Origin of the sequence: Cupriavidus sp. D39 (genome assembly GCF_026627925.1) — a bacterium.
GTDB classification, from domain to species: domain Bacteria; phylum Pseudomonadota; class Gammaproteobacteria; order Burkholderiales; family Burkholderiaceae; genus Cupriavidus; species Cupriavidus ulmosensis.
This window is the reverse complement of record NZ_JAPNLE010000007.1, coordinates 1-21195: the sequence shown is the minus strand read 5'-3', so window position 1 is coordinate 21195 and position 21195 is coordinate 1. Positions and strand designations below refer to the sequence as shown.

The 21195-nt window shown below is 63.1% G+C and carries 19 protein-coding genes and 4 pseudogenes; 17 read left to right on the top strand and 6 right to left on the bottom strand.

Translation table 11 applies throughout. The features are described 5' to 3' along the window. Window positions 1-7: 7 nt before the first annotated feature. A complete protein-coding gene (locus OMK73_RS06960; protein WP_267601398.1) occupies window positions 8-343 on the bottom strand; it encodes a DUF883 family protein in 336 nt (111 codons plus the stop codon). A 313-nt stretch (window positions 344-656) separates the two neighbouring features. Here OMK73_RS06960 and OMK73_RS06955 point away from each other — a divergent pair, with 313 nt between their 5' ends. The 7 genes and pseudogenes from OMK73_RS06955 (at window position 657) to OMK73_RS06925 (ending at window position 9135) form a co-directional block, all read left to right on the top strand. Then, window positions 657-1121 (top strand): CBS domain-containing protein, encoded by a 465-nt coding sequence (locus OMK73_RS06955; RefSeq protein WP_267601397.1) that lies wholly within the window; start codon window positions 657-659, stop codon window positions 1119-1121. 109 nt (window positions 1122-1230) lie between these two features. Next, entirely contained in the window at window positions 1231-2367 is a 1137-nt protein-coding gene (locus OMK73_RS06950; protein ID WP_267602049.1) for an ABC transporter permease, read from the top strand. 2 nt (window positions 2368-2369) lie between these two features. After that, complete coding sequence (locus tag OMK73_RS06945; RefSeq protein WP_267601396.1) at window positions 2370-3068, top strand: ABC transporter ATP-binding protein; 699 nt, start codon at window positions 2370-2372, stop codon at window positions 3066-3068. Continuing rightward, on the top strand, window positions 3065-4162 hold the full coding sequence (locus OMK73_RS06940; RefSeq protein WP_267601395.1) for an HlyD family secretion protein: 1098 nt from the start codon (window positions 3065-3067) through the stop codon (window positions 4160-4162). Before OMK73_RS06945 ends, OMK73_RS06940 begins: the two co-directional genes overlap by 4 nt. Then, a pseudogene (locus OMK73_RS06935) lies at window positions 4156-5627 on the top strand (efflux transporter outer membrane subunit). Before OMK73_RS06940 ends, OMK73_RS06935 begins: the two are co-directional and overlap by 7 nt. Before the next feature lie 155 nt (window positions 5628-5782). Continuing rightward, window positions 5783-8333, top strand: a pseudogene (gene mgtA / locus OMK73_RS38920) (magnesium-translocating P-type ATPase). A gap of 133 nt (window positions 8334-8466) precedes the next feature. Next, window positions 8467-9135, top strand: a complete 669-nt coding sequence (locus OMK73_RS06925; protein WP_267601394.1) for a phosphoribosyltransferase — start codon at window positions 8467-8469, stop codon at window positions 9133-9135. 151 nt (window positions 9136-9286) lie between these two features. Here the strand turns inward: OMK73_RS06925 and OMK73_RS06915 are convergent, their stop codons facing one another. The 3 genes and pseudogenes from OMK73_RS06915 to OMK73_RS06905 all read right to left on the bottom strand — a co-directional run. Further along, window positions 9287-9541: a hypothetical protein gene (locus OMK73_RS06915; RefSeq protein ID WP_267602098.1), complete on the bottom strand. Its 255-nt coding sequence runs from the start codon at window positions 9539-9541 to the stop codon at window positions 9287-9289. Window positions 9542-9581: 40 nt separating this feature from the next. Then, on the bottom strand, window positions 9582-10037 hold the full coding sequence (locus OMK73_RS06910; RefSeq protein ID WP_267601393.1) for a universal stress protein: 456 nt from the start codon (window positions 10035-10037) through the stop codon (window positions 9582-9584). 114 nt (window positions 10038-10151) lie between these two features. Continuing rightward, a pseudogene (locus tag OMK73_RS06905) lies at window positions 10152-10568 on the bottom strand (alcohol dehydrogenase); the annotation flags it as partial. A 157-nt stretch (window positions 10569-10725) separates the two neighbouring features. On the opposite strand from OMK73_RS06905, the pseudogene OMK73_RS06900 reads away from it, so the two are divergent. The 5 genes and pseudogenes from OMK73_RS06900 to OMK73_RS06880 form a co-directional block, all read left to right on the top strand. Further along, a pseudogene (locus tag OMK73_RS06900) lies at window positions 10726-11142 on the top strand (transposase); the annotation flags it as partial. Window positions 11143-11434: 292 nt separating this feature from the next. Then, window positions 11435-11785 carry a hypothetical protein gene (locus OMK73_RS06895; protein ID WP_267601392.1) on the top strand — a complete coding sequence of 117 codons (351 nt, stop codon included), beginning with the start codon at window positions 11435-11437 and terminating at the stop codon, window positions 11783-11785. Continuing rightward, a complete protein-coding gene (locus OMK73_RS06890) occupies window positions 11748-12797 on the top strand; it encodes an IS30 family transposase (RefSeq protein ID WP_420715483.1) in 1050 nt (349 codons plus the stop codon). The genes OMK73_RS06895 and OMK73_RS06890 overlap by 38 nt, the downstream gene beginning before the upstream one ends. A 24-nt stretch (window positions 12798-12821) precedes the next feature. Further along, the gene (locus OMK73_RS06885) at window positions 12822-13229 is read left to right on the top strand and encodes a hypothetical protein (RefSeq protein ID WP_267601390.1); all 408 of its coding nucleotides are present in this window, start codon (window positions 12822-12824) and stop codon (window positions 13227-13229) included. 65 nt (window positions 13230-13294) lie between these two features. Then, window positions 13295-13513, top strand: a complete 219-nt coding sequence (locus OMK73_RS06880) for a hypothetical protein (protein ID WP_267601389.1) — start codon at window positions 13295-13297, stop codon at window positions 13511-13513. Between the two features lie 26 nt (window positions 13514-13539). Here OMK73_RS06880 and OMK73_RS06875 read toward each other — a convergent pair whose 3' ends face one another. Further along, a complete protein-coding gene (locus OMK73_RS06875) occupies window positions 13540-13917 on the bottom strand; it encodes a hypothetical protein (RefSeq protein ID WP_267601388.1) in 378 nt (125 codons plus the stop codon). 553 nt (window positions 13918-14470) lie between these two features. Here OMK73_RS06875 and OMK73_RS06870 point away from each other — a divergent pair. Continuing rightward, window positions 14471-15757: a transposase gene (locus OMK73_RS06870; protein WP_267600424.1), complete on the top strand. Its 1287-nt coding sequence runs from the start codon at window positions 14471-14473 to the stop codon at window positions 15755-15757. Between the two features lie 397 nt (window positions 15758-16154). Then, entirely contained in the window at window positions 16155-17639 is a 1485-nt protein-coding gene (locus tag OMK73_RS06865) for an ISNCY family transposase (RefSeq protein ID WP_267601387.1), read from the top strand. Window positions 17640-17745: 106 nt separating this feature from the next. On the opposite strand, the gene OMK73_RS06860 is transcribed toward OMK73_RS06865, so the two are convergent. Continuing rightward, complete coding sequence (locus OMK73_RS06860) at window positions 17746-18009, bottom strand: hypothetical protein (RefSeq protein WP_267601386.1); 264 nt, start codon at window positions 18007-18009, stop codon at window positions 17746-17748. 792 nt (window positions 18010-18801) lie between these two features. Here OMK73_RS06860 and OMK73_RS06850 point away from each other — a divergent pair. The 3 genes from OMK73_RS06850 (at window position 18802) to OMK73_RS06835 (ending at window position 20678) form a co-directional block, all read left to right on the top strand. Then, window positions 18802-19395: a hypothetical protein gene (locus OMK73_RS06850; protein WP_267601385.1), complete on the top strand. Its 594-nt coding sequence runs from the start codon at window positions 18802-18804 to the stop codon at window positions 19393-19395. Continuing rightward, entirely contained in the window at window positions 19392-19946 is a 555-nt protein-coding gene (locus OMK73_RS06845; protein WP_267601384.1) for an RES family NAD+ phosphorylase, read from the top strand. The genes OMK73_RS06850 and OMK73_RS06845 overlap by 4 nt, the downstream gene beginning before the upstream one ends. Window positions 19947-20507: 561 nt before the next feature. Continuing rightward, entirely contained in the window at window positions 20508-20678 is a 171-nt protein-coding gene (locus OMK73_RS06835) for a hypothetical protein (RefSeq protein ID WP_267601383.1), read from the top strand. Window positions 20679-21195: the final 517 nt, after the last annotated feature.

Sequence of the window (21195 nt, the reverse complement as noted above, 5' to 3'; positions counted from 1 at the left end):
GTCAAGATCAATCGCGGCGGGTGAGCGCGATAGTGAAAAGCGCCCCGCAGGCAGCGGCAAGAGCCGCGGTCGCGCCAAGCGTGCGCCATGGGTGCGCACGCACGTACTCCTCACCGGCATCGGCCCAATCGCGGACCTGGTCACGGCCTTGTGCCTGCAGCTCCCGCAGGCGCAGCTGCAGCGTCTCCAGCCGCGCCTTGAACTGCTCACGGGCTTGACCGGCTTGCTCGCCTGTCAAGGCGGCGGCGTCGCGCAGCAACGCTTGAACATCGGACAACAGGACGTTGATATCGTGCTGCAGCGTGGCACGGTGCGCGGACAGGGCGGATCTGAGGTCGTTCACGGCGTTCTCCCGGCGGGTTAAATGAAGTGAATGCGGTGGGGTGAGATGTGTCGGATCCGCCATGGGGGATAGCGGAATGGCATCTCCAACTATAGGCAGGGCTCCGGCGCGCCAGTTGATCGGCATCAAGTCCGGGGCGGACGCTCCGCGCCGCAGGTGCGATTGATCTGCATCAACGGCCGCCGTGCGCCCGACACTAGACTGAGTGCACGGCACCGGCGTGCCTTGACAACCCCTCGACCCCTGCGCATCGCCGATGTACTCCATGGGCGTCTTAATCAGCCCGTACCCAGGTCAAGCCAGGAGAAGCATGATGAGGATCGAAGAGATTTGCTCGCTGTCCGCCGTTCATATCCCGCATACGTGCACGCTGCGCGACGCTGCGGTGCAGATGCGCGACTGCCACGTTGGTGCGCTGGTGGTGACAGAGCCATTCGGAGGCGGCCAGCGCGCGATGGGCATCGTTACGGATCGCGACATCGTGCTAGAGAGCACCGCCGCAGGCACGGCGCCTGAACAGGCGACAGTGGCGGACGTGATGACGCGCGGCGTGGTGGCTATCGGCAAGGATGCGGGCATCGACGATGCATTGCAGGCGATGCTGGCGCACGGCGTGCGCCGCCTCGCGGTAACGGATGCCGAAGCGGTGGTTGGCGTGCTGTCGCTGGACGATCTCGTTGACGCCCTGGGCTCTCAGTGGAACATGCTCGCCAGCGTGCTACACAACGAGCGGGAGCGCGAACGTTCCGGCAGCGTGCAGACACCGCTGCACGCCTGAATCGCAGGCGGGCGCGGCTTGGCCCGTGCCCGATGTCTCTCCCAGACCCCGCCGGGACCGGACGGCGGTGCAGTCCAGTGCAGCACACGAATAAGAGAGCAAGACCATGGTGCCTGGCATTCTCAAGCTCGCTTACAAGTTACTGGTCAACGACCGGGCCAAGTTCACCGGCCTGCTGGTCGGGATCACCTTCGCGGTGTTCCTGATGATCGAGATGACCTCGCTGTTCGCAGGCGTGCTCAACCGCTCGTCATCGACCGTGTACAACATTGGCGCCAGCATCTGGGTCATGGACCCGGCGGTCAATACCGTGGCCAATACCATCGGCATGCCGGACTACATGCTCGATGCCGTGCGCAGCATAGAAGGCGTCAAGTTCGCGGTACCGCTGTACTCCGGCGGCGCGTCGGTGCGCCTGAGGAGTGGCACCTACCAGCCGGTGACGGTAGTTGGCATTGACGATGCCAGCCTGTTCGGGCGGCCCGAGGTACTCAACGGCAAGATTGAGGACATCTACGCCGAGAATGCTTTCCTGGTGGTCAAGGATGCCGAGTTCGCGAAGCTGGAGAACCCGGCTGTCGGCACTGAGTTCGAGATCAACGACAACCGCGGCGTCATCGTCGGCGTGGCGCAGGTCTCCACCTCGGGCCTGTTTGGTGTGCCCACGCTGTACACCACCTACCAGCGCGCGATCCAATACTTGCCGACCACGCGCTACACGATCTCCTACATTCTCGTGGAGCCCAAGTCCACGGCGGACGTCGCGCGAATCCAGCGCGAAGTGCAGCGGCTGGGCTACCGCGCACTCACCAAGGACCAGTTCATCCAGCGCATCTCAGATTTCTACAAATACCAGACCGGCCTCGGCACCAATATCCTGCTGATGACGGTGATCAGCTTCATCGTCGGGCTGTCGATCTCGGGGCAGACTTTCTACACCTTTATCCTGGAGAATCTGGAGAAGTTCGGCGCGCTCAAGGCCATCGGCGCCAAAGGGCACGAACTGGTGGCGATGATCTTGTTCCAGGCACCCTTCACCGCGCTGACCGGCTATGGACTGGGCATCGGCCTGTGCGCCATCCTGATCAGCCTGGCGCGGCTGCGCATTCCCGACTACGCCGCCATGATCACGTTCTATAACCTGGGGCTGGCGCTGGTCATGGTCATCGCGATCGCCGGGGTGTCGGGCTATATCGGCGTGCGCAAGGTACTGCGCATCGAACCCTTCGATATCTTCCGGGGGTAAGCATGCCGCGTGTCGCCATTGCCGCGAAGGCGCTGGAAAAGTGGTTCGGCGAAGAGGAAGCCCGCACTTACGCGCTGCGGCAGGTGAGCTTCGAAGCCTATTTCGGCGAGATCCTGTTTATCGTGGGTCCGTCCGGCAGCGGCAAGACTACGCTGCTGAGTGTGATCTCGGGCATCCTGCGCCCGGACAGCGGTGAGGTGATGATCGACGGCACCAGCATCTGGACCATGGACAACGACGGGCTGGCCGCGTTCCGCCTCGCCAGGATCGGCTTCGTGTTCCAGGACTTCCATCTTTTTCCGCGCCTGACCACGCTGGAGAATGTGGCTATCCCGCTGATCCTCAAGGGCCGCGACTGGAACGACGCGCTGAACGATGCCAAGCACTACCTGGAGATCGTCGGGCTGGCCAACCGCGCCCAGTTGCCGCCGATCAAGCTCAGTGGCGGCGAGCAGCAGCGCGTGGCAATCGCCCGTGCCATCGTCAGCCAGCCGGACATCCTGATTCTCGACGAGCCGACGGCATCGCTGGATGGCGACACCGGCCACGCCATCATGGAGTTCGTCAAGTTGCATATCCTCAACGACAAGCGCTGCATCGTGATTGTCACCCACGATGCGCGCATCTTCGACATGGCCAGCCGCATCCTCGATATGGAAGATGGAAAGCTCAAGGGTATCGAGCGGGGAGAGGCGCGATGAAGAACCGCTGGCTGTTTGTTCTCTCCGGGATCGGCGTCGTCGTTGGCGTGGTGGCCGCCATTCTGTATGCCCAGCAGAAGCCGCCGCTCCCGCCGGTGTTCCAGCCGGCCGCCAACCCATACAAGAACGGTATCTACGCCAACGGCATCATCGAGAGCTACCAGGAGAACGGCTCCAATATCAACCTTTATCCCGAAGTCGCGGGAACGGTGGCGCGCATTCCAGTGCACGAGGGGCAGGAGGTCAGGCAGGGGGCGGATCTGCTGGTGATCGAGGACTCGGTCCAGCGCGCGCTGGCCGCGCAGCAGCAGGCGCAGGCAGAGGCCGCCGAGGCCCAGTTGGCGCAACTGAAGGCACAGCCGCGCAAGGAGACGCTGGAGGTGGCGCGCGCACAGGCCGAGGCGAGTGCCGCGGGCCTGAAGACAGTGCAGGACCAGTTCGACAAGCTGCAGCGGTCCTATCTGCTCAACGCCCGCTCCGTCAGCCAGGACGCCCTGGACAACGCGAGCAACGCCGTGCGCGTAGCGCGAGGCAACCTCGACGTGGCGCGCCGCCAGCTGGAGCTGACCCGTGCCGGCGCCTGGGTCTACGATATCCGTAATCAGGAAAGGCAGGTGGATGCCTTGCGCAAGGCCGCTGCCGCCTCGACGGCGCTGCTTGGCAAGTATGTGATCCGCGCGCCGGTGGACGGCGTGGTGATGTCGGTCAATACGGCGGTGGGCGCCTTCGTGTCTTCGCAGGGCACCTATGGCACTTATACGCAGGGGAACACGCCCGTAATGGTAATGGGCAGCGCCCCGGGCACGCTGGCGGTGCGCGTGTATGTCGACGAGATCCTGCTGCAACGCCTGCCCGGCGCGAAGGCGGGGCAGGGCATCCAGGCGAGGATGTTCGTGCGCGGCACGAACACCAGCATCCCGCTGGAGTTCTTGCGCATGCAGCCTTATGTCACCCCCAAGATCCAGCTTTCCGACCAGCGTACCGAACGCGTGGACGTACGCGTGCTGCCCTTGCTGTTCAAGTTCAGTCCGCCGCCCGGCGTCAATGTATATCCGGGCCAGCTGGTCGATGTCTACGTGGGCGGTGCATCGTGAAGGGTCTTGCGCTGCCCGGGATCGCGGCCGTCCTTGCACTGCTGGGTGGCTGCGCCGTGGGACCGGATTTCGTGCGGCCCGACCCGGCGGTGCCGGCCAGCTTCACGCGCGGGGGAGACGCGGTTCGGACGACGCCGGGCGATGGCGTCTCGCAACGCTTTGCCGACGTGTCCGCACTGCCGGCGGACTGGTGGCGCATGTTCGGCAGCGCCGCGCTGGACGGCGCCGTGGCCGACGCCCTCGCAGCCAACCCCACGTTGCAGGCGGCGCAGGCGAACCTGCGCCAGGCCGAGGCCGCCTTGCGTGCCGGCGCCGGCGTGTTCTATCCACAACTGGACGCCGCCGCCGGGGCCACGCGGCAGGCGGCCTCGCCTGTCCGCTTTGGCCAGGCCGGCCCTACCAGCATCTTCAACCTGTTCGCGCTGAACGCCACGGTCAGCTATACGCTAGACCTGTTCGGCCTGAACCGTCGCGCTGTCGAGGCGCTCTCCGCGCAAGCCGACCTGCAGCGGCAGACGCTGGGGGCCGCCTACCTGGCACTGACCGGCAACCTGGTCAACACCGTGGTCGCCCAGGCCGGCTACGCGGCCCAGATCCAGGCCACCACCGAGTTGGCGGCCCTGGTGCGCGAGCAGGTGGTGATCACACGCGCGCAGGTGCAGGCAGGCACGGCAGCGCACGCCAGCGAACTGAGCCTGGCGGTGCAGCTTGCCTCGCTGGAGGCCACGCTGCCGCCGCTACGGCAAAAGCTGGAGCAGACCGATCATCTGGCGGCGACCCTGTCTGGCCATTATCCTGCCGAGGGCGAGCCAGTTGCTGTGACGCTGGAGACCTCGCGTTTGCCGGCGGACATTCCCCGGCTGCTGCCGGCGGAGTTGGTCCGGCGCCGTCCCGATGTGCTGCTGGCCGAAGCGCAGCTTCACGTCGCCAATGCTGAAGTGGGGTGGCCACCGCCGCCATGTTTCCCGCCATTACCCTGAGTGTGGGCTATGGCCGCGACAGCTTGCAGATCGGCTCACTGTTTGGCGGCAATAGTGCGGTGTGGAGCCTTGGGGCCGGCCTGACGGCGCCGCTGTTCCATGGTGGCGAACTGTATTACCGGCGGCAAGCCGCCGTGGCTCAGCTGGAAGCGGCGCAGGCCGGCTACCGCCAGGTCGTGCTGGCTGCGTTCGGGCAGGTGGCCGATGCGCTGCGCGCCCTGGAGCACGACGGCGAACTGGTCGCCGCCACCGGCCAGGCGCGCGACCTCGCGCACGAGGCGCTGCAGGAGTTGCAGGCCAACTTCCAGGCCGGCACCGCCGGCTACCTGCAGGTGCTGGTGGCGGACGCGCAGTACCACCAGGCCGATATCGGCTACCTGCAGGCCAGGACCCAGCGGCTGCAGGACACCGTGGCCTTGTTCCTGGCGCTGGGCGGGGGCTGGGACGCCAGCGCTGCGCAAGCACAGGCAAGACCGCCATCATGATTGGCCGGGCGATCCAGTACCTGGGCGAGACGGTGGGCCGGCTACGACGCCAGCCTCCCGCATCGACGCAAGGCGCGGCAGATACCGCGCCGACTGCCAGGCAGAAGCCGGCTTCGTCCGGCGGCGTGCCGGACGCCCTGCTGCGGGCCGCCGGCATGCCGCCCGCGACCCTGCTCCAGCAACTGGATACCAGCCCGGAGGGGCTGACAAGCGCCGAGGCCATCGCGCGCCTGCAAAACGTAGGCCCGAACCTGGTGGAACATGAGCGTCCGCGCCCGGCGGTGCTCGACCTGCTGCGCCGTTTGCTCAATCCGCTCAATGTGATGCTGCTGACCCTGGCAGCGGTATCCTCAGCCATCCACGACTACGACGCCGCCGCGGTGATCGCCGTGATGGTGATGCTCAGCGTTGGCCTGGCCACGGTGCAGGAGCGGCGCTCCGGACGTGCTGCTGCGGCGCTGCGCGCCATGGTGCATACCACCGCCGCCACGCAGCGCCGGTCGGAGCCAGGGGCAGTGCCCATCACCAGCGAACTGCCGATCGGCGCACTGGTGCCGGGCGACATCGTTCACCTGTCGGCAGGCGACCTCGTTCCCGCCGATGCCCGGCTGCTGGCTTCCAAGGACCTGTTCGTCAACCAATCGGCCCTCACCGGAGAATCGCTGCCCGTGGAAAAGTTCGCGCTGGAGAGCGCCAGCGGCGACGGACCCGGCACGCTGGAGAACATCGTGCTGATGGGCACGGCCGTGGTCAGCGGAAGCGCTACCATCGTGGTGGTGCTGACCGGGCCGCGCGCCGTGTTCGGCAGCATCGCCCGCTCGTTGTCCGAGGAAACGTCCGGCACCGTGTTCGAGCAAGGCCTGCAGCGTTTCGCACGCCTGATGATCGGCCTGATCGTGATCCTTGCGCCGCTGGTGTTCCTGATCAACGGGCTGACCAAGGGCGACTGGCTGGAGGCGCTGCTGTTCGCGGTGGCAGTCGCCGTGGGGCTGACGCCCGAGATGCTGCCGATGCTGGTGACGGTGAACCTGGCAAAAGGCGCGCTTGCCATGTCGCGCCGCAAGGTGATCGTGAAACACCTCAGCGCCATCCAGAACCTGGGCGCCATGGATGTGCTGTGTACCGACAAGACCGGCACCCTGACGCAGGACCGCATCATCCTGAAGAAGCATGTGGACTTGGCGGGGCAGGAGACCGCGCGCGTGCTGGAATTCGCCTACCTGAACAGCTACCACCAGTCCGGCTTACACAACCTGCTGGACAAGGCGGTGCTGCTGCATGACGAGGTGGGTGAAACGCTGCGGCAGGAGGGCGGCTACCGCAAGATCGACGAAGTGCCGTTCGATTTTGAGCGGCGCCGCATGTCGGTTGTGGTGGACGGGCCGCAGGGCAGGCTCCTGGTCTGCAAGGGTGCGGTGGAGGAAGTCTATGCCACATGCGCCAGCGCCGAACTCGGCGGGCAGGCCATGGCGCTTGATGACTCGCATCGCCACTCGCTGATGACGGTCTGCAATGCACTCAACGAAGATGGCTTCAGGGTGATCGCGATCGCCTACAAGCTTTGCCGCCGGCGCCGGACATGCAACCGTACTCGGTGGCGGACGAATCCGCGCTGATCCTGCTTGGCTATATCGCGTTCATCGACCCGCCCAAGGATAGCGCGGCACCGGCGCTGGCCGCGCTGCGCGACAGCGGCATCGAGGTCAAGGTACTGACCGGCGACAGCCCGGTGATCGCGCGCAAGATATGCCGGGAAGTCGGCCTTGACGTGGATCGGGCCGTACTCGGCGCGGAACTCGACGGGCTCTCGCCGCAAGAGCTGGGGAACTCGCGGAGCGCACGCAGCTGTTCACCAAGCTGGCGCCGGCGCACAAGGCGGCCATCGTCAAGGCCCTGCGGGCACGCGGACGGGTGGTGGGCGTACTGGGCGATGGCATCAACGACGGGCCCGCGCTAAAGGCGGCCGACGTGGGCATCTCGGTGGACAGCGGCGCCGATATCGCCAAGGAGTCCGCCAGCATCATCCTGCTGGAAAAGAGCCTGCTGGTGCTGCATGACGGCGTGATCGAAGGTCGCAAGGTCTTTGCCAACCTGCTCAAGTACCTGCGCATGGGTGCGAGCTCCAACTTCGGCAATATGTTCAGCGTGCTCGGCGCGAGTGCCTGGCTGCCGTTCCTGCCGATGGCGCCGATCCAGGTGCTGACCAACAACCTGCTCTACGATTTTTCGCAGACTGCGCTGCCTACCGACAACGTGGACGACGATGCCGTCAGCCGCCCGCGCCGCTGGGAGATCGGCAAGCTCGGCCGCTATATCCTGTGCATCGGCCCGATCAGCTCGCTGTTCGACTACATCACCTTTGCGACGCTCTACTGGGTACTGGGCGCCAGCACGCCCGCGCAGCAGCACCTGTTCCAGACCGGCTGGTTCCTGGAATCGCTGCTGTCGCAGACCCTGATCGTTCATGTGATTCGCACTCGGAACATTCCCTTTGTGCAAAGTCGTGGCAGCACCACGCTGATTGCCACCACATTGGCGATTTGCCTGATCGGCATCTGGCTGCCGTACTCGCCGCTGGCGGCGCCGCTGGGCCTGTTGTCTCCGCCGGGCACGCTCTGGCTATTCCTGCCGCCGATCATCCTCGGCTATTGCTGCCTGACCTATGCGCTGCGAGGATGGCTGATCCGGCGGTTTGCGATCGACTGAGGCGCTATCCAGGGATCCGTGGCCCAACCCTTGACATAGCACAAGGACTGGCTTCGCCAACGGCTTATTCTGGGCGCAAGCCGGAACTAGCTCGCAGCGCGCAGCCGGCGCACGAAGAATGGGAGGCAAATCGATGAATCCGCCACTTGCCCGCTTTGCAGGCCGGGAGGAGGCCGCGGCGCAGCTAGCCGAGGCGCTCTCCGATTATCGGGGTCAGCATCCCTTGATCCTTGCTATTCCGAAGGGCGGCGTACCGGTTGGTCGCGGACTCGCCGACGCGCTGGAGGGGCAACTCGATGTGGCACTGGTCAGCAAGCTGGTCGGCCCGGCCAATGGCATCGCCACGATCGGCGCCGTGACCGAGAACGGCTGGACCTACCGCGTGGAGAACCCGGTGGGCGGGCAGCCCGATCCTATGCATTTCGCCCAGGAGCGGCTGGCAAAGCTCGATCTGCTGCGGCAGCAATGCGCGATCTACACATCGCATCGCACACGGCTTGACCCGCATGGCCGCATCGTGATTCTGGTAGACGATGGAATCTGCACTGGCGCCACCATGATGGCGGCGATCCACGCAGTGCTCCGGCAGCAGCCTGCCAGGCTGGTTTGCGCGGTTCCCGTGGGCACCCCTCAAGGGCTGGCGGCGGTCCGCGCCAGCGCCGACGAGGTGGTGTGCCTGCGCACCGCCGGGCCGGATCCCGATGTCCGCCATGCCTACCAGTGCAATCTCCGGGTTCATGACCGTTGCCCGCACGCGTTGAGTTCGACACCGGTGAATTCTACCCCGAGCTTACTGCGATAAAGCCCTCTGAGTTGTTTGCGCAAGCTCGCCTGCAAATGAAGATGGTATCCGTGAGTTTCTTGTCGCGCGCTTACCCCTGCCAGCCGATGTTATGGTTGCCGATGCACCTTTCTGGCCGTCGGCGCAGGCAACAATGCTGCGAGAGGAAATTCTAGAGGATGCACGTATGCATGACATCGCGCATGCGCCGCGCGATCTCCCGGCATTCTTCTGGCGTACTGGCGGCCTGCATACGGGCGCAGAAATCTGCCTTTTCGTTGCTGCTTGGCAGGTCGGCCCCGCGCACGGCGGCAGGGGCGGAGGACTTGCCGGACTGGGACGGGCTGCTCTGCGCTAGCCTGTCAAGTGTCGACAGACCGAGCCAGGCGGTGCTGACGATGCACAACGATTTGAATGCGCGGTTCATGATATCGAGTCCGGTTTCATTCGCTTCGCATGCGAGCCGCTTAATCCTCGCTCTCGCTGCGAATCAGCAGCACGGGCTTGTTGGTCTTGCGTACCACTCCTTCCGCCACGCTGCCCATGACCAGCCGCCCGACTCCGCGCCGGCCGTGCGTGCCCATTACGATCAGGTCGGCGTTCCAGGCGTCGGCCTCGGCGACGAGGGTGGCGGAGATCTTTCCAGGCGCCAAGGGTCTTTCCAGGAGTACTGTGGTGTTCTTGATGCCGGCGGACTCCAGGCACGCGGCGGCGCCCGCGAGCGCCTCGCGCCCGAACGAGAGGACGCCCTCCATCACTTTCGCTGGGTTGTAAAAGCTGAGCCCGAAGAAGACGTCGCTGTTGTCGGCTACAAATAGCGCTTCGACCTCGCTGCCTGTCGCGTGGGCGATGATGGCCGCCTGCCTCAAGGCGAGTTCCGAGGCGCGGCTGCCATCGACGGCAAGGAGGATTCTCTGGTACATGGCGTGTCTCCTGAGGTGGTCAAGCGTATTGAAGGGCGCCGGCTCGTTGTATTGCTTTGAGTGTAACGGATGACGCCGTTAAGGGTCTGACGTATGTCAAGCGCAGCGGGGTGCTTAGCTGCGGATTCGCAACACCGCGGCGCCGGCAAGCTGTCCCTCGCGCAAATCCGCCAGGGCCCGATTGGCGTCCTCAATCGGATAGACGGTGGTGTGCGTGCGCAGCGGCGTGGCGGCGGCGATGCGCATCAATTCCTCGCCATCCGTGCAGGTCAGTTTGGCCACCGAGAGCAGGCGGCGTTCCTCCTAAAGCAGGCGATAGGGGAAAGCAGGGATGTCGCTCACATGGATGCCACCGCAGACTACCGTACCGCCCTTGGCCACGACTTGCAGCGCGAGCGACATCGGCGCGCCGACAGGCGCGAAGATCAGCGCGGCATCAAGCACCGCCGGGGGCGGCTCCGTGCTGTCGCCCGCCCAGCACGCGCCGCAGTACAAGGCGAATTGCTGGGCCGCCCGGTCGCCGGTGCGGGTCTGAATCCAAATCTGAACAGCAATCGGGGACACGAGGGCGTCCGCATGGATTTCAAGACAGTACTGGTTGACCTCGATGCGAATGCCGGCTGCGCCGCGCGTGTCGAGGTGGCGACAGACCTGGCACGCCGCTCCGCCGGCATCGTGATTGGCATGGCTGCTGTCGGGGATGGGCCCGGACCTGCGCCGATTCGCCAGCGTTAAGCACTTCTGTTCCTGGCCGGGGCTGTGTCCGGGCAGGAAGAACAGTGGCGGCAGGGTGCTGTCCTCAGGTACCAAACGTTCAGCCAACCGGGCGGGGCAGGCGTTGAAGATGGCGCTGTCGCATAGTGACTCCGCACTCGACGCGTTCTACTGCCGGCTGTGCGCCCGCATGGGCAAGCCGCGGGCCAACACCGCCGCCGCACACAAGCTCGCGCGGATGGTGTACTTCATGCTGACCCGCAGAGAGGCCTTCGTCAATCAGGGCCGGCAGCGTTACGAAGAACAACAGCGCCAGCGCAGCATCGCCGCCTTCAAACGCCGAGCCGCCGCACTGGGCTTCCAAATCAATCCCATGGGGATGGCCGCATGACAGTTGTCGTCTTCTGTTTTTCTTCTTGAGAGTCTTGAAACGTCGCGCCCACAGTGCATCCGGTCAAATCAAACCACTCAGTGCCGGCAAGCCTCCTTGTGTCAAACTTTGCGCAAGTCTATGTATCTCGCAAAGTGGAAATCTTTCCTCGAGGCGGTGGGCTTCCCCTCGCGTACGGGCTTGTGTTTTTGTTAGCGTGATCTATTGTAAAAATCTGTGTCGGCAAGCCGGCGAGGCTGGCGTAGCTGAATATCAATATACGCACGATTGAGCACCCATGAGAGGGAACGGCATGCTTCGCGGACTATTCATTCTCCTTTGTCTCGGCCTTGGAACATGGTCTGCAGCACAGACCAAGGCAGAGCCGGAAAAAAGCATTGAGCAAGGCCCCATTGAGAACCGAGTTAAGACCCTCGCGTCCATTCAGCCGGGGCTGGGGACCGTGATGCATGAGATGGCTTACCGTTTAACTAATATCTATTGGGCAGCCAACGGTGGCAATTGGGGCTTGGCGCAATACCAGCTCAAGGAGCTGCTTGAAGCGCAGGAAGTGGGGGCGGCCTCAAATCTGAAGTGCAACACCTTGCTTCGGGTAAGGTGCTCAGATGCAAAGCAGAACTTCGTACCAACAACTTCAGCCTGAGGAGCGCATGACGATTGCGAGCATGAGCCAGAGCGGTTCGAGTGTGCGGGCCATGGCCCGCACACTCAGGCGCTCGGCGGGCACCGTCAGCCGTGAACTGAGGCGAAACAGCTGTGCGCTGCGTGGCTACGCGAGCCTGCCGGCGCAGGCCATGAGGCAGGCGCGGCGGGTTCAGGCGCGCCCGGTAGCGAAGCTCGATCCGCAACACGCTCGGTGGGGCGCGGTGCTGACTTTGTTGGATTGGAAGTGGTCGCCGCAACAGATCGCCGGTATCCTTAAGCGAGTGTGGCCCGAGGACCCCAGCATGCATGTATCTCACGAGACGATCTACACGGCCATTTACGCGCAGCCCAGGGGCGAGTTGCGCCGCCAGCTCATCGCCTGCCTGCGCCATGGCCGCAGCACACGCATGCCACGCAAGCGCGGGGTTGATCGACGCGGGCAGATTCCTGAGATGGTCAGCATCCATGTGCGCCCGCCCGAGGTCGAGGACCGCGTCATGCCGGGCCACTGGGAGGGTGACTTCATCAAGGGCGCGGGCAACAAGTCTTCGGTGGGCGTGCTGGTCGAACGCAGCAGTCGTCTGGTGCTGTTGGCCAAGATGGATGACGCTACTGCGGCCTCGGCGCTGGCCGGCTTTTCTGCCAAGCTCAATTCGATTGCTGAGCCGCTGCGCCAGAGCCTGACGTACGACCAGGGAAAGGAGATGACGCGCCACAGTGAGCTCAGCGCCAACACTGGCGTCAAGGTGTACTTCTGCGATCCGCACAGCCCCTGGCAGCGTGGCACTTGTGAGAACACCAATGGGCTGCTGCGCCAGTACCTGCCCAAGGGCACCGACTTGTCCGTGCACACACAAGAAGAACTCGACGCAATTGCCGACAGCTTGAACAAGCGACCTCGTGCTACGCACGCGTTCCACTCCCCACTGGAGGTGTTCGCTCGTATGCTCAAACAAGTTTCTCACCCCCAACTTCAATTCACTGACGCGGGTGTTGCACTTGGGACTTGAAACCGCCGGGTATCTACCAACAAGGTGGACCCAAATGCCGTCGTTTCCGATTTAGTACGTGTTTTGTTTGAGGCGGTAGGTGATGATCGAATTCGTGTTCCAGGTGCGGAAAACTCATCGCTTTGCAAGGCTTCTAAGGCCATGTGCGCAACCGCGGGTAACGCTGAAAAGCTCAAGCGGGTGGACAATATCGGGGACCGTGTTGAGGCGGGGACATTTTCTACCGTTGGGATCGCGATTCGAGGCGGATGGCTGTTTTCGATCAACAACGAAGCGCTCGCGAGTTCCATTCAAACGGCAGTTGCCGTGGGCGCACGAAAAACTGCTGAAGGTGTGATGTGGTCCCACCTTAACCACTGCGAAGCCACTATGGAATCGGTCGGGCGTCCTGATTCGACGTCACATACAGTCACGCTCCGACTGACCGAGTAGAGCCCCTGATCGAAGCCACCGGCGTGGCCTGGCCACTAGTCGATCCGCAAACGACGAAAGGCACGGTGCCGACGCTCACCATCGACCGCCTTTCAACGGCGGACGCCAATATCGACGCCGGGCCGCATTTCGGATTCGCTGACGAGGTGTTCACGACAGCTTTGTCGCTCGCGCTGGATGCGATGCCCGGCGCGGTGTTGAGCGGAACGGTGCCAGGCAGCGTGAGGGATGAAGTGTCGAGGTGGATCGACTCCGGACCTGTCTCGCTCGCTGTTGAACCGTGAGCGGTGACGGTTTCAGGTTGGACATGCTACGCGACCTTGGTGGCGCCATCGGCGGCCTCGGAACGACGAGCAGGCCACCTAACCATATGCCAGAAACAGATAGCGACGCCAACCTTTCCCATCGGCCTTCTACCCCTTCCGAAGAACGTTTCTTGAGGGTTGGCGCAGCTGGGATTGACCTGGTGCAGGAGCCCGTTTGATAATTCAAGCAGGCATTTTAATTGTTCCGGCCGCTTTTCCCACCAGACCGGATTTCCTTTGTTGAGTGCCCCGATCCTGGCGCTGAGGCTACGTGCTTCAAGTTCGGCAAATTCACTGGGATATATCTGAATGAGTTCCCGCGCAAGTGCCTCTAAAGAATTAATACCTTTTCTTGCTAGTCGCGATGTAATCGGTTTGTGCATGTCCTGCCCCTTTTGTGAACGGGGTCAATGATAGGTGGGGTCGCCAACCCGAAGCAAGTGCACTGACTTATGCACCAGTGCACCACTGGTGCACGAGTATTGCACCGGGTATTGGGGGTGTTTATAGTTCACGCCAAGCGCAGCCCTTGTGGCGTGCGGAAGTTCCAAAACATCTGGCAGTAGTGTTGCTACAGATTAATTTTTGAAGGAGATCATCATGTGGGGAGAAGTGTTCAAGGCTGTTGTGGTTGCTGTCGTTACCGTGGTTGCCGAGAAGGTAATCGAGGCAGTTAAGGAGAGCTGATTCTCTTGACAGCACTCACCGCCCGCCCCGACAAGCAGTAGTTGTCGGGGCATTCTTCGCGTTGACAAATGATTACTCAACTTTAGACATTCAGGCCCGCTCAACGAGCGGGTCGGAAACGGATTCAAGAAATCGAAAAATGCTTGACATGGGGCAATGATCGTGTGGCCGCCGCGCTGCTTGCGCGGGTTTTAGCGCAAGCAGCGCGGCGGCCAATGAGGATCGTTTTCGGTCCTCTTGCGATTGCCCATGTCTTTGTCCAACCGTGTACGACTGTGTCTGTCCGAATGGATCAACCTTCTGCTTCTGGCCGTGCCAATTCGCTCTCGCGGGAGCTTTGTCGAGCTGCTGTGCGGCTGTATGGTTTCGCCAGAAGGCTGGGTGACGCGCGCTATCAGCGCCATCGCGCGACGCAGGCACTGGACGACCTACTACAAGCTTCTCGGGCGCGGCAGCTTGCGCACCGTGCGTTTGGCCCGCCAATTGTTCTTGCTGGTGCTCACAGTGCTGCCATGCGATGTGCTGACACTGGTCATCGACGATACGCTGGTGCCGCGCTCCTCGGAGCAGGCGCCCGGTTGCGCGTATCGCCACGACCACAGCCGCAAGATCAATCGGCCGCAATTCATACGGGCCCAGTGCTGGGTTACGCTGGGCGTGAGCGCGCTGGGCAACGGCGGGGTCAACCTGGTGCTGCCAATTCTCTCGCGGCTGGTGCCAAACACCGGCAACCGCAACAAGCTGAAAATCGCGCTGGTGCTGGTCCGCTCTCTGGCGGGCGTGGCCAACAAGCCGGTGCGCGTACTGTTCGATTCGTGGTTCATGCGCGCCCGCCTGGTATTGCCTTTGCTGCGCAGACAAATGCACGTGATTGGACAGGCGCGCATCGACACCGCGCTGTTTCTCGTGCCGCCACCGCCAACCACACCCAGACGTGGTCGCAAGCGCATCTATGGCGAGCGCCTGAACGCCGAGGCCATCGAAGCACTGCCCGCGATCGAACTGCGCATGCCGCTCTATGGCAAAGACCAGCAGGTTCGCCTGCGCTCTGCCGAGGCTCGCGCGCGCTTCCTCAAGGGCGCGTTGGTGCGTGCCGTCTGGTGCCAGTTCTTCGATGCGAAGAAACAGGCCTGGACCAAGCCCCGTCTGCTGCTCGCGAGCGAAACGGACTTGAGCGCCCAGGAGATCGTGCAGTTGTACGCGCGCCGCTGGGGCATAGAACCGCTGTTTCACAATCTCAAGCGCTGGTTCGGCGTGAGCAATCTCTGGCAGCAATCGCGCACCGTGCTGGAGTTGTGGATGCAAATTCGCTCGATGGCCTGGACTTTGAACCAACTGCTGAGTCTGGTGCTTGTCGAGACCTTCCCGATGAACGCGGTCGCACCATGGCGCATGAATCAGCCCGTCACGGCCGGTCTGGTCACGCAGTGGCTGCGCATGGAATTTACCGGACTTGCGTTTCGCGACGGCCTGAATCGCAAGTCCCAGAAATTCCAGTGGCCAACGCCACGCAACGACACGCGACCGACCTCGTAGGATTGCCCGCGCGCGCTTCTGACGGCGTCTCATCGCTGTTTCCATTGCCAAATCGCCTCGTTGACGACCACCTTCGCAGCCGGTGAGGCAGCCATTCGCATGTCTAATGTTGAGAAATGATTATTTCAGTGTTGCAAGTCAAGTGCAGATAGCACCAACTGGCGTCAGGAAAGGCCAGGATTGATGCCGGGCCGATCCAGGCCTGTCACAGCCCTTGCCTGGCAACGTCGCCACCGCCCGCAGCTGCTCTGCCAACGTATTCACCTTGTTTAACATAACGCCCGGTCCGCGAAAAATGGACTGTAAAGGCCAAATCAGAATGTCCGCTTCCAGCCACATTAGAATGTCCTCTGGATAGACCTATACTGGTAGCGCCTGGGTTGGACGGGAGCGCGCCATGAAGGATCGAGGGTTGATCACCATGAGTCTGCGCGAAGTTGACCGCTTCAAGGTCATTCAGGCAACGGCCGAGGGCCTCCTGGCGCAATGGCGCGCCGCAGAGCGCCTGGATTTGACGGCGCGGCAAGTCCGGCGGCTGGTCCAGCGCTGGCGAGCCGATGGCCCTATGGGCTTGCTGTCGCGCCAGCGTGGGCAGCCAGGCCATCGCCAACTGCCACGGATGCTCGAAGCGCAGGCACGCGCGCTAATCCAGCAGCATTACGCCGATTACGGCCCCACGCTCGCCTGCGAGAAGCTGCGCGAGCGCCATGGCATCGAGCTGGCCAAGGAGACGGTGCGCCGGATCATGATTGACGCCGGCTTCTGGGTCCCCAGGAAGCTGCGCCCGCCCAAGATGCACCAGCCGCGCAAGCGCCGCGCCTGCCTGGGTGAACTGGTGCAGATCGATGGTAGCGAGCACGCGTGGTTCGAGGAGCGGGCGCCCATGTGCACGCTGCTGGTCTATGTCGACGATGCCACCAGCCGCCTGATGCAGTTGCTGTTCGTGCCGACCGAATCGACTTTCGCCTATTTTGCCGCGACGCGGGCCTATATTGAGCGCCATGGCAAGCCGGTGGCGTTCTACAGCGACAAGGCCAGTATCTTTCGGGTCAATGCCAAAGGTGTTACGACTGGGCGGGACTATACGCAGTTCGGGCGCGTGCTGTACGAGCTGAACATCGAGAGCCTGTGCGCCAACAGCAGTCAGGCCAAGGGCCGTGTGGAGCGAATGAATGGCACGCTGCAGGACCGGCTGGTCAAGGAGCTGCGCCAGCGCGGCATCTCGACGCTGGCCGAGGCCAATGCCTTTGCCCCGGTCTTCCTGGCGGACTTCAATGTGCGGTTCGCCAAGATGCCAAGAAGCGACTTCAACGCGCACCGTCCCGTGCGGCCCGACGAGGACCTCGAGCGCATCTTTACCTGGCGTGAATGGCGCAAAGTCTCCAACCGACTGACGCTGCAATACGACCGCAAGCTGTACCTCATCACGGACCAACCCGAGCAGCGCTCCTTGATTCATCGCTACATCGAAGTGGCCGAGTATCCGGACGGCCGCATCGAGTTGTGGGCCGACGGGACTTCCCTGCCCTACGTCCTCTATGACCGGCTGTCCGAGATCAATCAGGGTGCGGTGGTGGAAAACAAGCGGCTGGGACATGTGCTGGAGATCGCCCAGCGCGTGCAGGCCCAGCGCGACAATCGTCGCATCCTAGCGACACCATCGCGCACGCTGACCGGTCAAAAACCGCGGCAACGGCCCGAACAGGCGACCCCGGGCACGAAACCACAACGGCAGCTGAATGCGGAAGACTTGCGTCGCGCCATCGATGAACTGGCGCAACCGCCCCACCCTGTAGATACCTTACCGCCTCAGGCCAGCTCGACTGCCTTACGGAAACAGCCAAGAAAAAGACGCAAAAGAACCAAAACCATCCTGCATTAAACCGGACATTCTGATCTAGCCACTGGGCGGACATTTGAATTTAGCCTGGACATGGACTCGACTGTTTGTCGAAACGTACCCCACGGCCCGGGGAACCGTCCGACCCTCAGTTGTCCGTCGGCGAGCGGTGGGTTGGAACCGGTGCAAAATCGAAATGGGCGGCGGCATACACGGCATTGCACGCCCATACTTCTTCCCCGTCCTTATAGAAGGTGACCCATTTGCCGTCGCTGATGCATTGGGCGCCGGGGAAGACCTCATCATGGCCATTGGGACCGTCCAGCGGGAAGGGCGCGCGTGGCGTGGCCCAGTAGCGGCCGGTCGGTAAGGCCTCGATCGCTTTTCTGGACATTCTCTTCAGTACCGCCATGCGCTGTCACGCAACGCGCGATCCGACCCGCCGCGGCGAGCCGGATTGTGTCAATCCCGCAACGGCGTGGCACCGTCCCGAGACATCCTCGTGTAGCCTCACCGCCAAATCTCCTCGCTGCTATAAGGTGCAGTTTCGCCATGGCGCAATACCTCCTCCTTGCAGTCCGAGCGTTCGGCGTCGGTTGTGAACATCGCCGTGGTCTCCCGGCAAGTCTATCTGCGGGGCGCCGCGGAAGCTGGCAGTCCCGGCGCTGACGGGGAACCCGCGGCGACGATGTTGATCCGCTGTGAGGCGATGCACAGCCACCTGCAGAATCGGCATATCTCCGAAGGTGCTATGGACGCTAGCGAAAAGCCGGCTGCCCGTTGTATGGAGTCCTGAAGACTACCCAATCTGCGGTTCACTTTCTGTCTGACGAAAGAGGGGGCTCAAGCGTAGCGCCTTTCCCGTCTAAGCCACGTCTAAGCCGGGTGCTGGTAGGCACAATGCCTCATGAAAGTGGACAAAAAGACATATTTGCCATCTTTCAAAGTGATGGGGAGTCGCCATAGACCAGGGGCGGGGTGCTCGACTGCTACGCTTGGCCAAAATAGTTGGCGTCATGAACTTCATGAACTATCATATGTTCATGACCCTACACCGCCGTATCTCTCTTCGCGCGCGTTTCCCGGCCGCCCCTGTCCGGCTCGAAGCTACGCAGCTCCCGAGTGCCCGCGCTCGTCGTGCTGCATCGTCTGCGGTAGCGCGCGACCAGCAACACGCCACCCCCGGGAGCTAATTGAGACGGCAGTGGCGCTCGTCAACGACGCATCCCGTGAGGTCGCGTTGTCCGTCGAAGTCCAACACGAACTGGACGCGGCACTCGGTCGGATCGTCCGCATCTTTGCGAAGCCAAATCGTCCGGTCCGCGAGCGTCCTTTTATTGCTGCCGGGGAGACTGTGGCACATGCCGGCGGGGCAGCGCATTCCGATCCGCTGCAAGAGGCGCGCGAACGTGGTCGACTGGCAGCTGCCCGGGAGTGGGAACAGCCAGAAAACCTGTCTCTTAAGGACGCCGCGCTTTATGCAGGACGTTCGGACCGCGCCATCAACCAGGACCGCCAGGCGGGTCGCCTCTATGCCCTCGTGCTGCCGGGGCGCGAGCGAGGGTTTCGCTATCCGTCGTGGCAGTTCCACGTCGATTCCGAGCGGCTGACCGCTGTGCTTGCACCATTTGTGGCTGCCGGCGCGAGCAGTTGGGTTATCCATAATTTTCTGCATCGCCCGCAAGAAGGCCTGGAGGGACGCACGCCGGCGGATTGGATCGCCGATGCAGCGGCCCCAATAAACGCCGTTGTGCGGCTCGTCGACGCGCGGTACCGCGACGAGCAGGGCGCCGCATGACCTTTAGCGCAGAAGATCTGGGGTGTCCGCTGCCGCCGGCCGACCTGGCCGACCGTCGGCTTACCACAAAGATGCTCGATCTCGAGAGGGTAGCGCTCTGGCGGATCCATCGCGCGCACCTGGACCCTATTTACTACAACCGCCGCGCGCCGGGCGTGACCCATTACCGGTTCGATGCAGCCGGCGGCGAGTTCGGCGTCCTTTATGCAGCTCCCAGCTTTGCCGCGTGCATGGCCGAAGCGGTCATTCGGGAGCGCTTCCAAGGACAACACCTGCCGCTACTGCTCGATGAGCATGAACTAAGCAGTCGATGCATTTGCCGGCTGGCCGTGGCCGATAGGCGACCTTTAGTGCTCGCTGATCTTACCGGCCCGCTGACTACCCTTGGCATGGACGCTCGCGTGTTTTCGGTCACTGATTACCTTGGCCCGAACCTGTGGAGTTCGGCGCTGCACGCGGCATTTCCTCGGATCGACGGCTTGTATTTTCAGTCACGCCTGGCGGGGAGCCTAGCGTTGCTATCTTCGATGACCGTGCCCAACTGGTACTAGCAGGTATGCCAACTCGGCTGTTCGACTTTCCCGGATTGGGGCCCTATCTGGCGGCCAATCAAATTGGCCTCGCGCCAACGGACGACGCTTGGACATCGAACGGTTAGTGCGGTCAGGCGACAGCGCGACACTGCGGCCATGCCGCGGTCTGAGTGGCCCTCACAGCGCTCGGCTCCTGATTCTCCCAACCGCATCTCTCCGCAGACGTGGCCGCCGTCCGTGCGCAGTTCCCCGAGACCCGCGAGGTCTGTGCCTTGCTTTTTTAGGTACGGCATCACCCCCACCGCCAACAAGCTCTATGGCCCGCATGGGCACGCCAGCCGAGGTCCTGGCACAGTTCTGAGAGGACCTGTGCGACAAGATGCGCGTGACCATCGCGCTCCCTGAACTGCCGGGTGCGCTCAAGTCGATCTCCGCCAATGCCGTGCAGTCTATCTGGCAGGCCGGCCGCCGCCGGTGAGCTGGCCGCTTTGCGTACGGAGGTGGTGCTGCAGGCGAGCGAGGCGGAGGCACAGCACGACCAGGCGCCGGTTGCGGTGGTGGTGGTGGCCGACCAGCCATATGCTGGCCATTGTGAATGGCCACGAGGAAGTGTTTCCGCGGGCGCGCTGTGTCAGTGATGGCCGCTGGTGCACTTTCTTCCGCGACGGCAAGGAAGTCTGGGACTGCAACGCCAGCTACGCCGCCGCGAATTTCATCTTCGAACCTGCGCCTTCGGAGAAGACGGCATGAGCGTCTCACCCCGAATCCCGGCCAAGCCTCGAGCATTACCCAGTCGGCGATCCGGTTCCGAATGCAAGCGCCCCATCAAGCCGGAGTTGGCTAGCAGCCGAAGCAGCGCCGAACGCCACTCGGCCTAACAACGCAGTCGCTCCTGCTGTGCCACTGCCAAGGAGGATCGCGTGCTCAAGCGTTCAAGAATGTCCGCGGCGCGCTTGGACGGGCCGCCAACTAGCTTTTTCAGTGGCCGGTGCTATCTTGTAGTATCGGCGCGCCGGCGAGCGGCGGCATCGGTTTGCCCACCCACCGCCAGCGACAACGTTAAGCGGCAGGAGCGCCTGAGGCAACAGTCTGGCTACCGGGCAGCGACTATGTAAGGAGAAGGTGGATCATGAAGATGCTACTCACAGTCGAATTTCCTCATGAGCCCTTCAACGTTCTCGTCAGGGGCGGGAAGGTGGGCGAGGTCATTGAGCGTATCCTGGCGACGATCAAGCCGGAGGCAGCGTACTTTACCGAGCAAGACGGC

Excerpts from the sequence above, each read along its gene's own strand:
- OMK73_RS06955 (WP_267601397.1), top strand. The coding sequence starts at position 657 with ATGAGGATCGAAGAGATTTGCTCGCTGTCCGCCGTTCATATCCCGCAT.
- OMK73_RS06945 (WP_267601396.1), top strand. The coding sequence starts at position 2,370 with ATGCCGCGTGTCGCCATTGCCGCGAAGGCGCTGGAAAAGTGGTTCGGC.
- OMK73_RS06940 (WP_267601395.1), top strand. The coding sequence starts at position 3,065 with ATGAAGAACCGCTGGCTGTTTGTTCTCTCCGGGATCGGCGTCGTCGTT.
- OMK73_RS06925 (WP_267601394.1), top strand. The coding sequence starts at position 8,467 with ATGAATCCGCCACTTGCCCGCTTTGCAGGCCGGGAGGAGGCCGCGGCG.
- OMK73_RS06915 (WP_267602098.1), bottom strand. The coding sequence starts at position 9,541 with ATGAACCGCGCATTCAAATCGTTGTGCATCGTCAGCACCGCCTGGCTC.
- OMK73_RS06910 (WP_267601393.1), bottom strand. The coding sequence starts at position 10,037 with ATGTACCAGAGAATCCTCCTTGCCGTCGATGGCAGCCGCGCCTCGGAA.
- OMK73_RS06895 (WP_267601392.1), top strand. The coding sequence starts at position 11,435 with ATGCTTCGCGGACTATTCATTCTCCTTTGTCTCGGCCTTGGAACATGG.
- OMK73_RS06890 (WP_420715483.1), top strand. The coding sequence starts at position 11,748 with ATGCAAAGCAGAACTTCGTACCAACAACTTCAGCCTGAGGAGCGCATG.
- OMK73_RS06875 (WP_267601388.1), bottom strand. The coding sequence starts at position 13,917 with ATGCACAAACCGATTACATCGCGACTAGCAAGAAAAGGTATTAATTCT.
- OMK73_RS06870 (WP_267600424.1), top strand. The coding sequence starts at position 14,471 with ATGTCTTTGTCCAACCGTGTACGACTGTGTCTGTCCGAATGGATCAAC.
- OMK73_RS06865 (WP_267601387.1), top strand. The coding sequence starts at position 16,155 with ATGAAGGATCGAGGGTTGATCACCATGAGTCTGCGCGAAGTTGACCGC.
- OMK73_RS06860 (WP_267601386.1), bottom strand. The coding sequence starts at position 18,009 with ATGGCGGTACTGAAGAGAATGTCCAGAAAAGCGATCGAGGCCTTACCG.
- OMK73_RS06845 (WP_267601384.1), top strand. The coding sequence starts at position 19,392 with ATGACCTTTAGCGCAGAAGATCTGGGGTGTCCGCTGCCGCCGGCCGAC.
- OMK73_RS06835 (WP_267601383.1), top strand. The coding sequence starts at position 20,508 with ATGCTGGCCATTGTGAATGGCCACGAGGAAGTGTTTCCGCGGGCGCGC.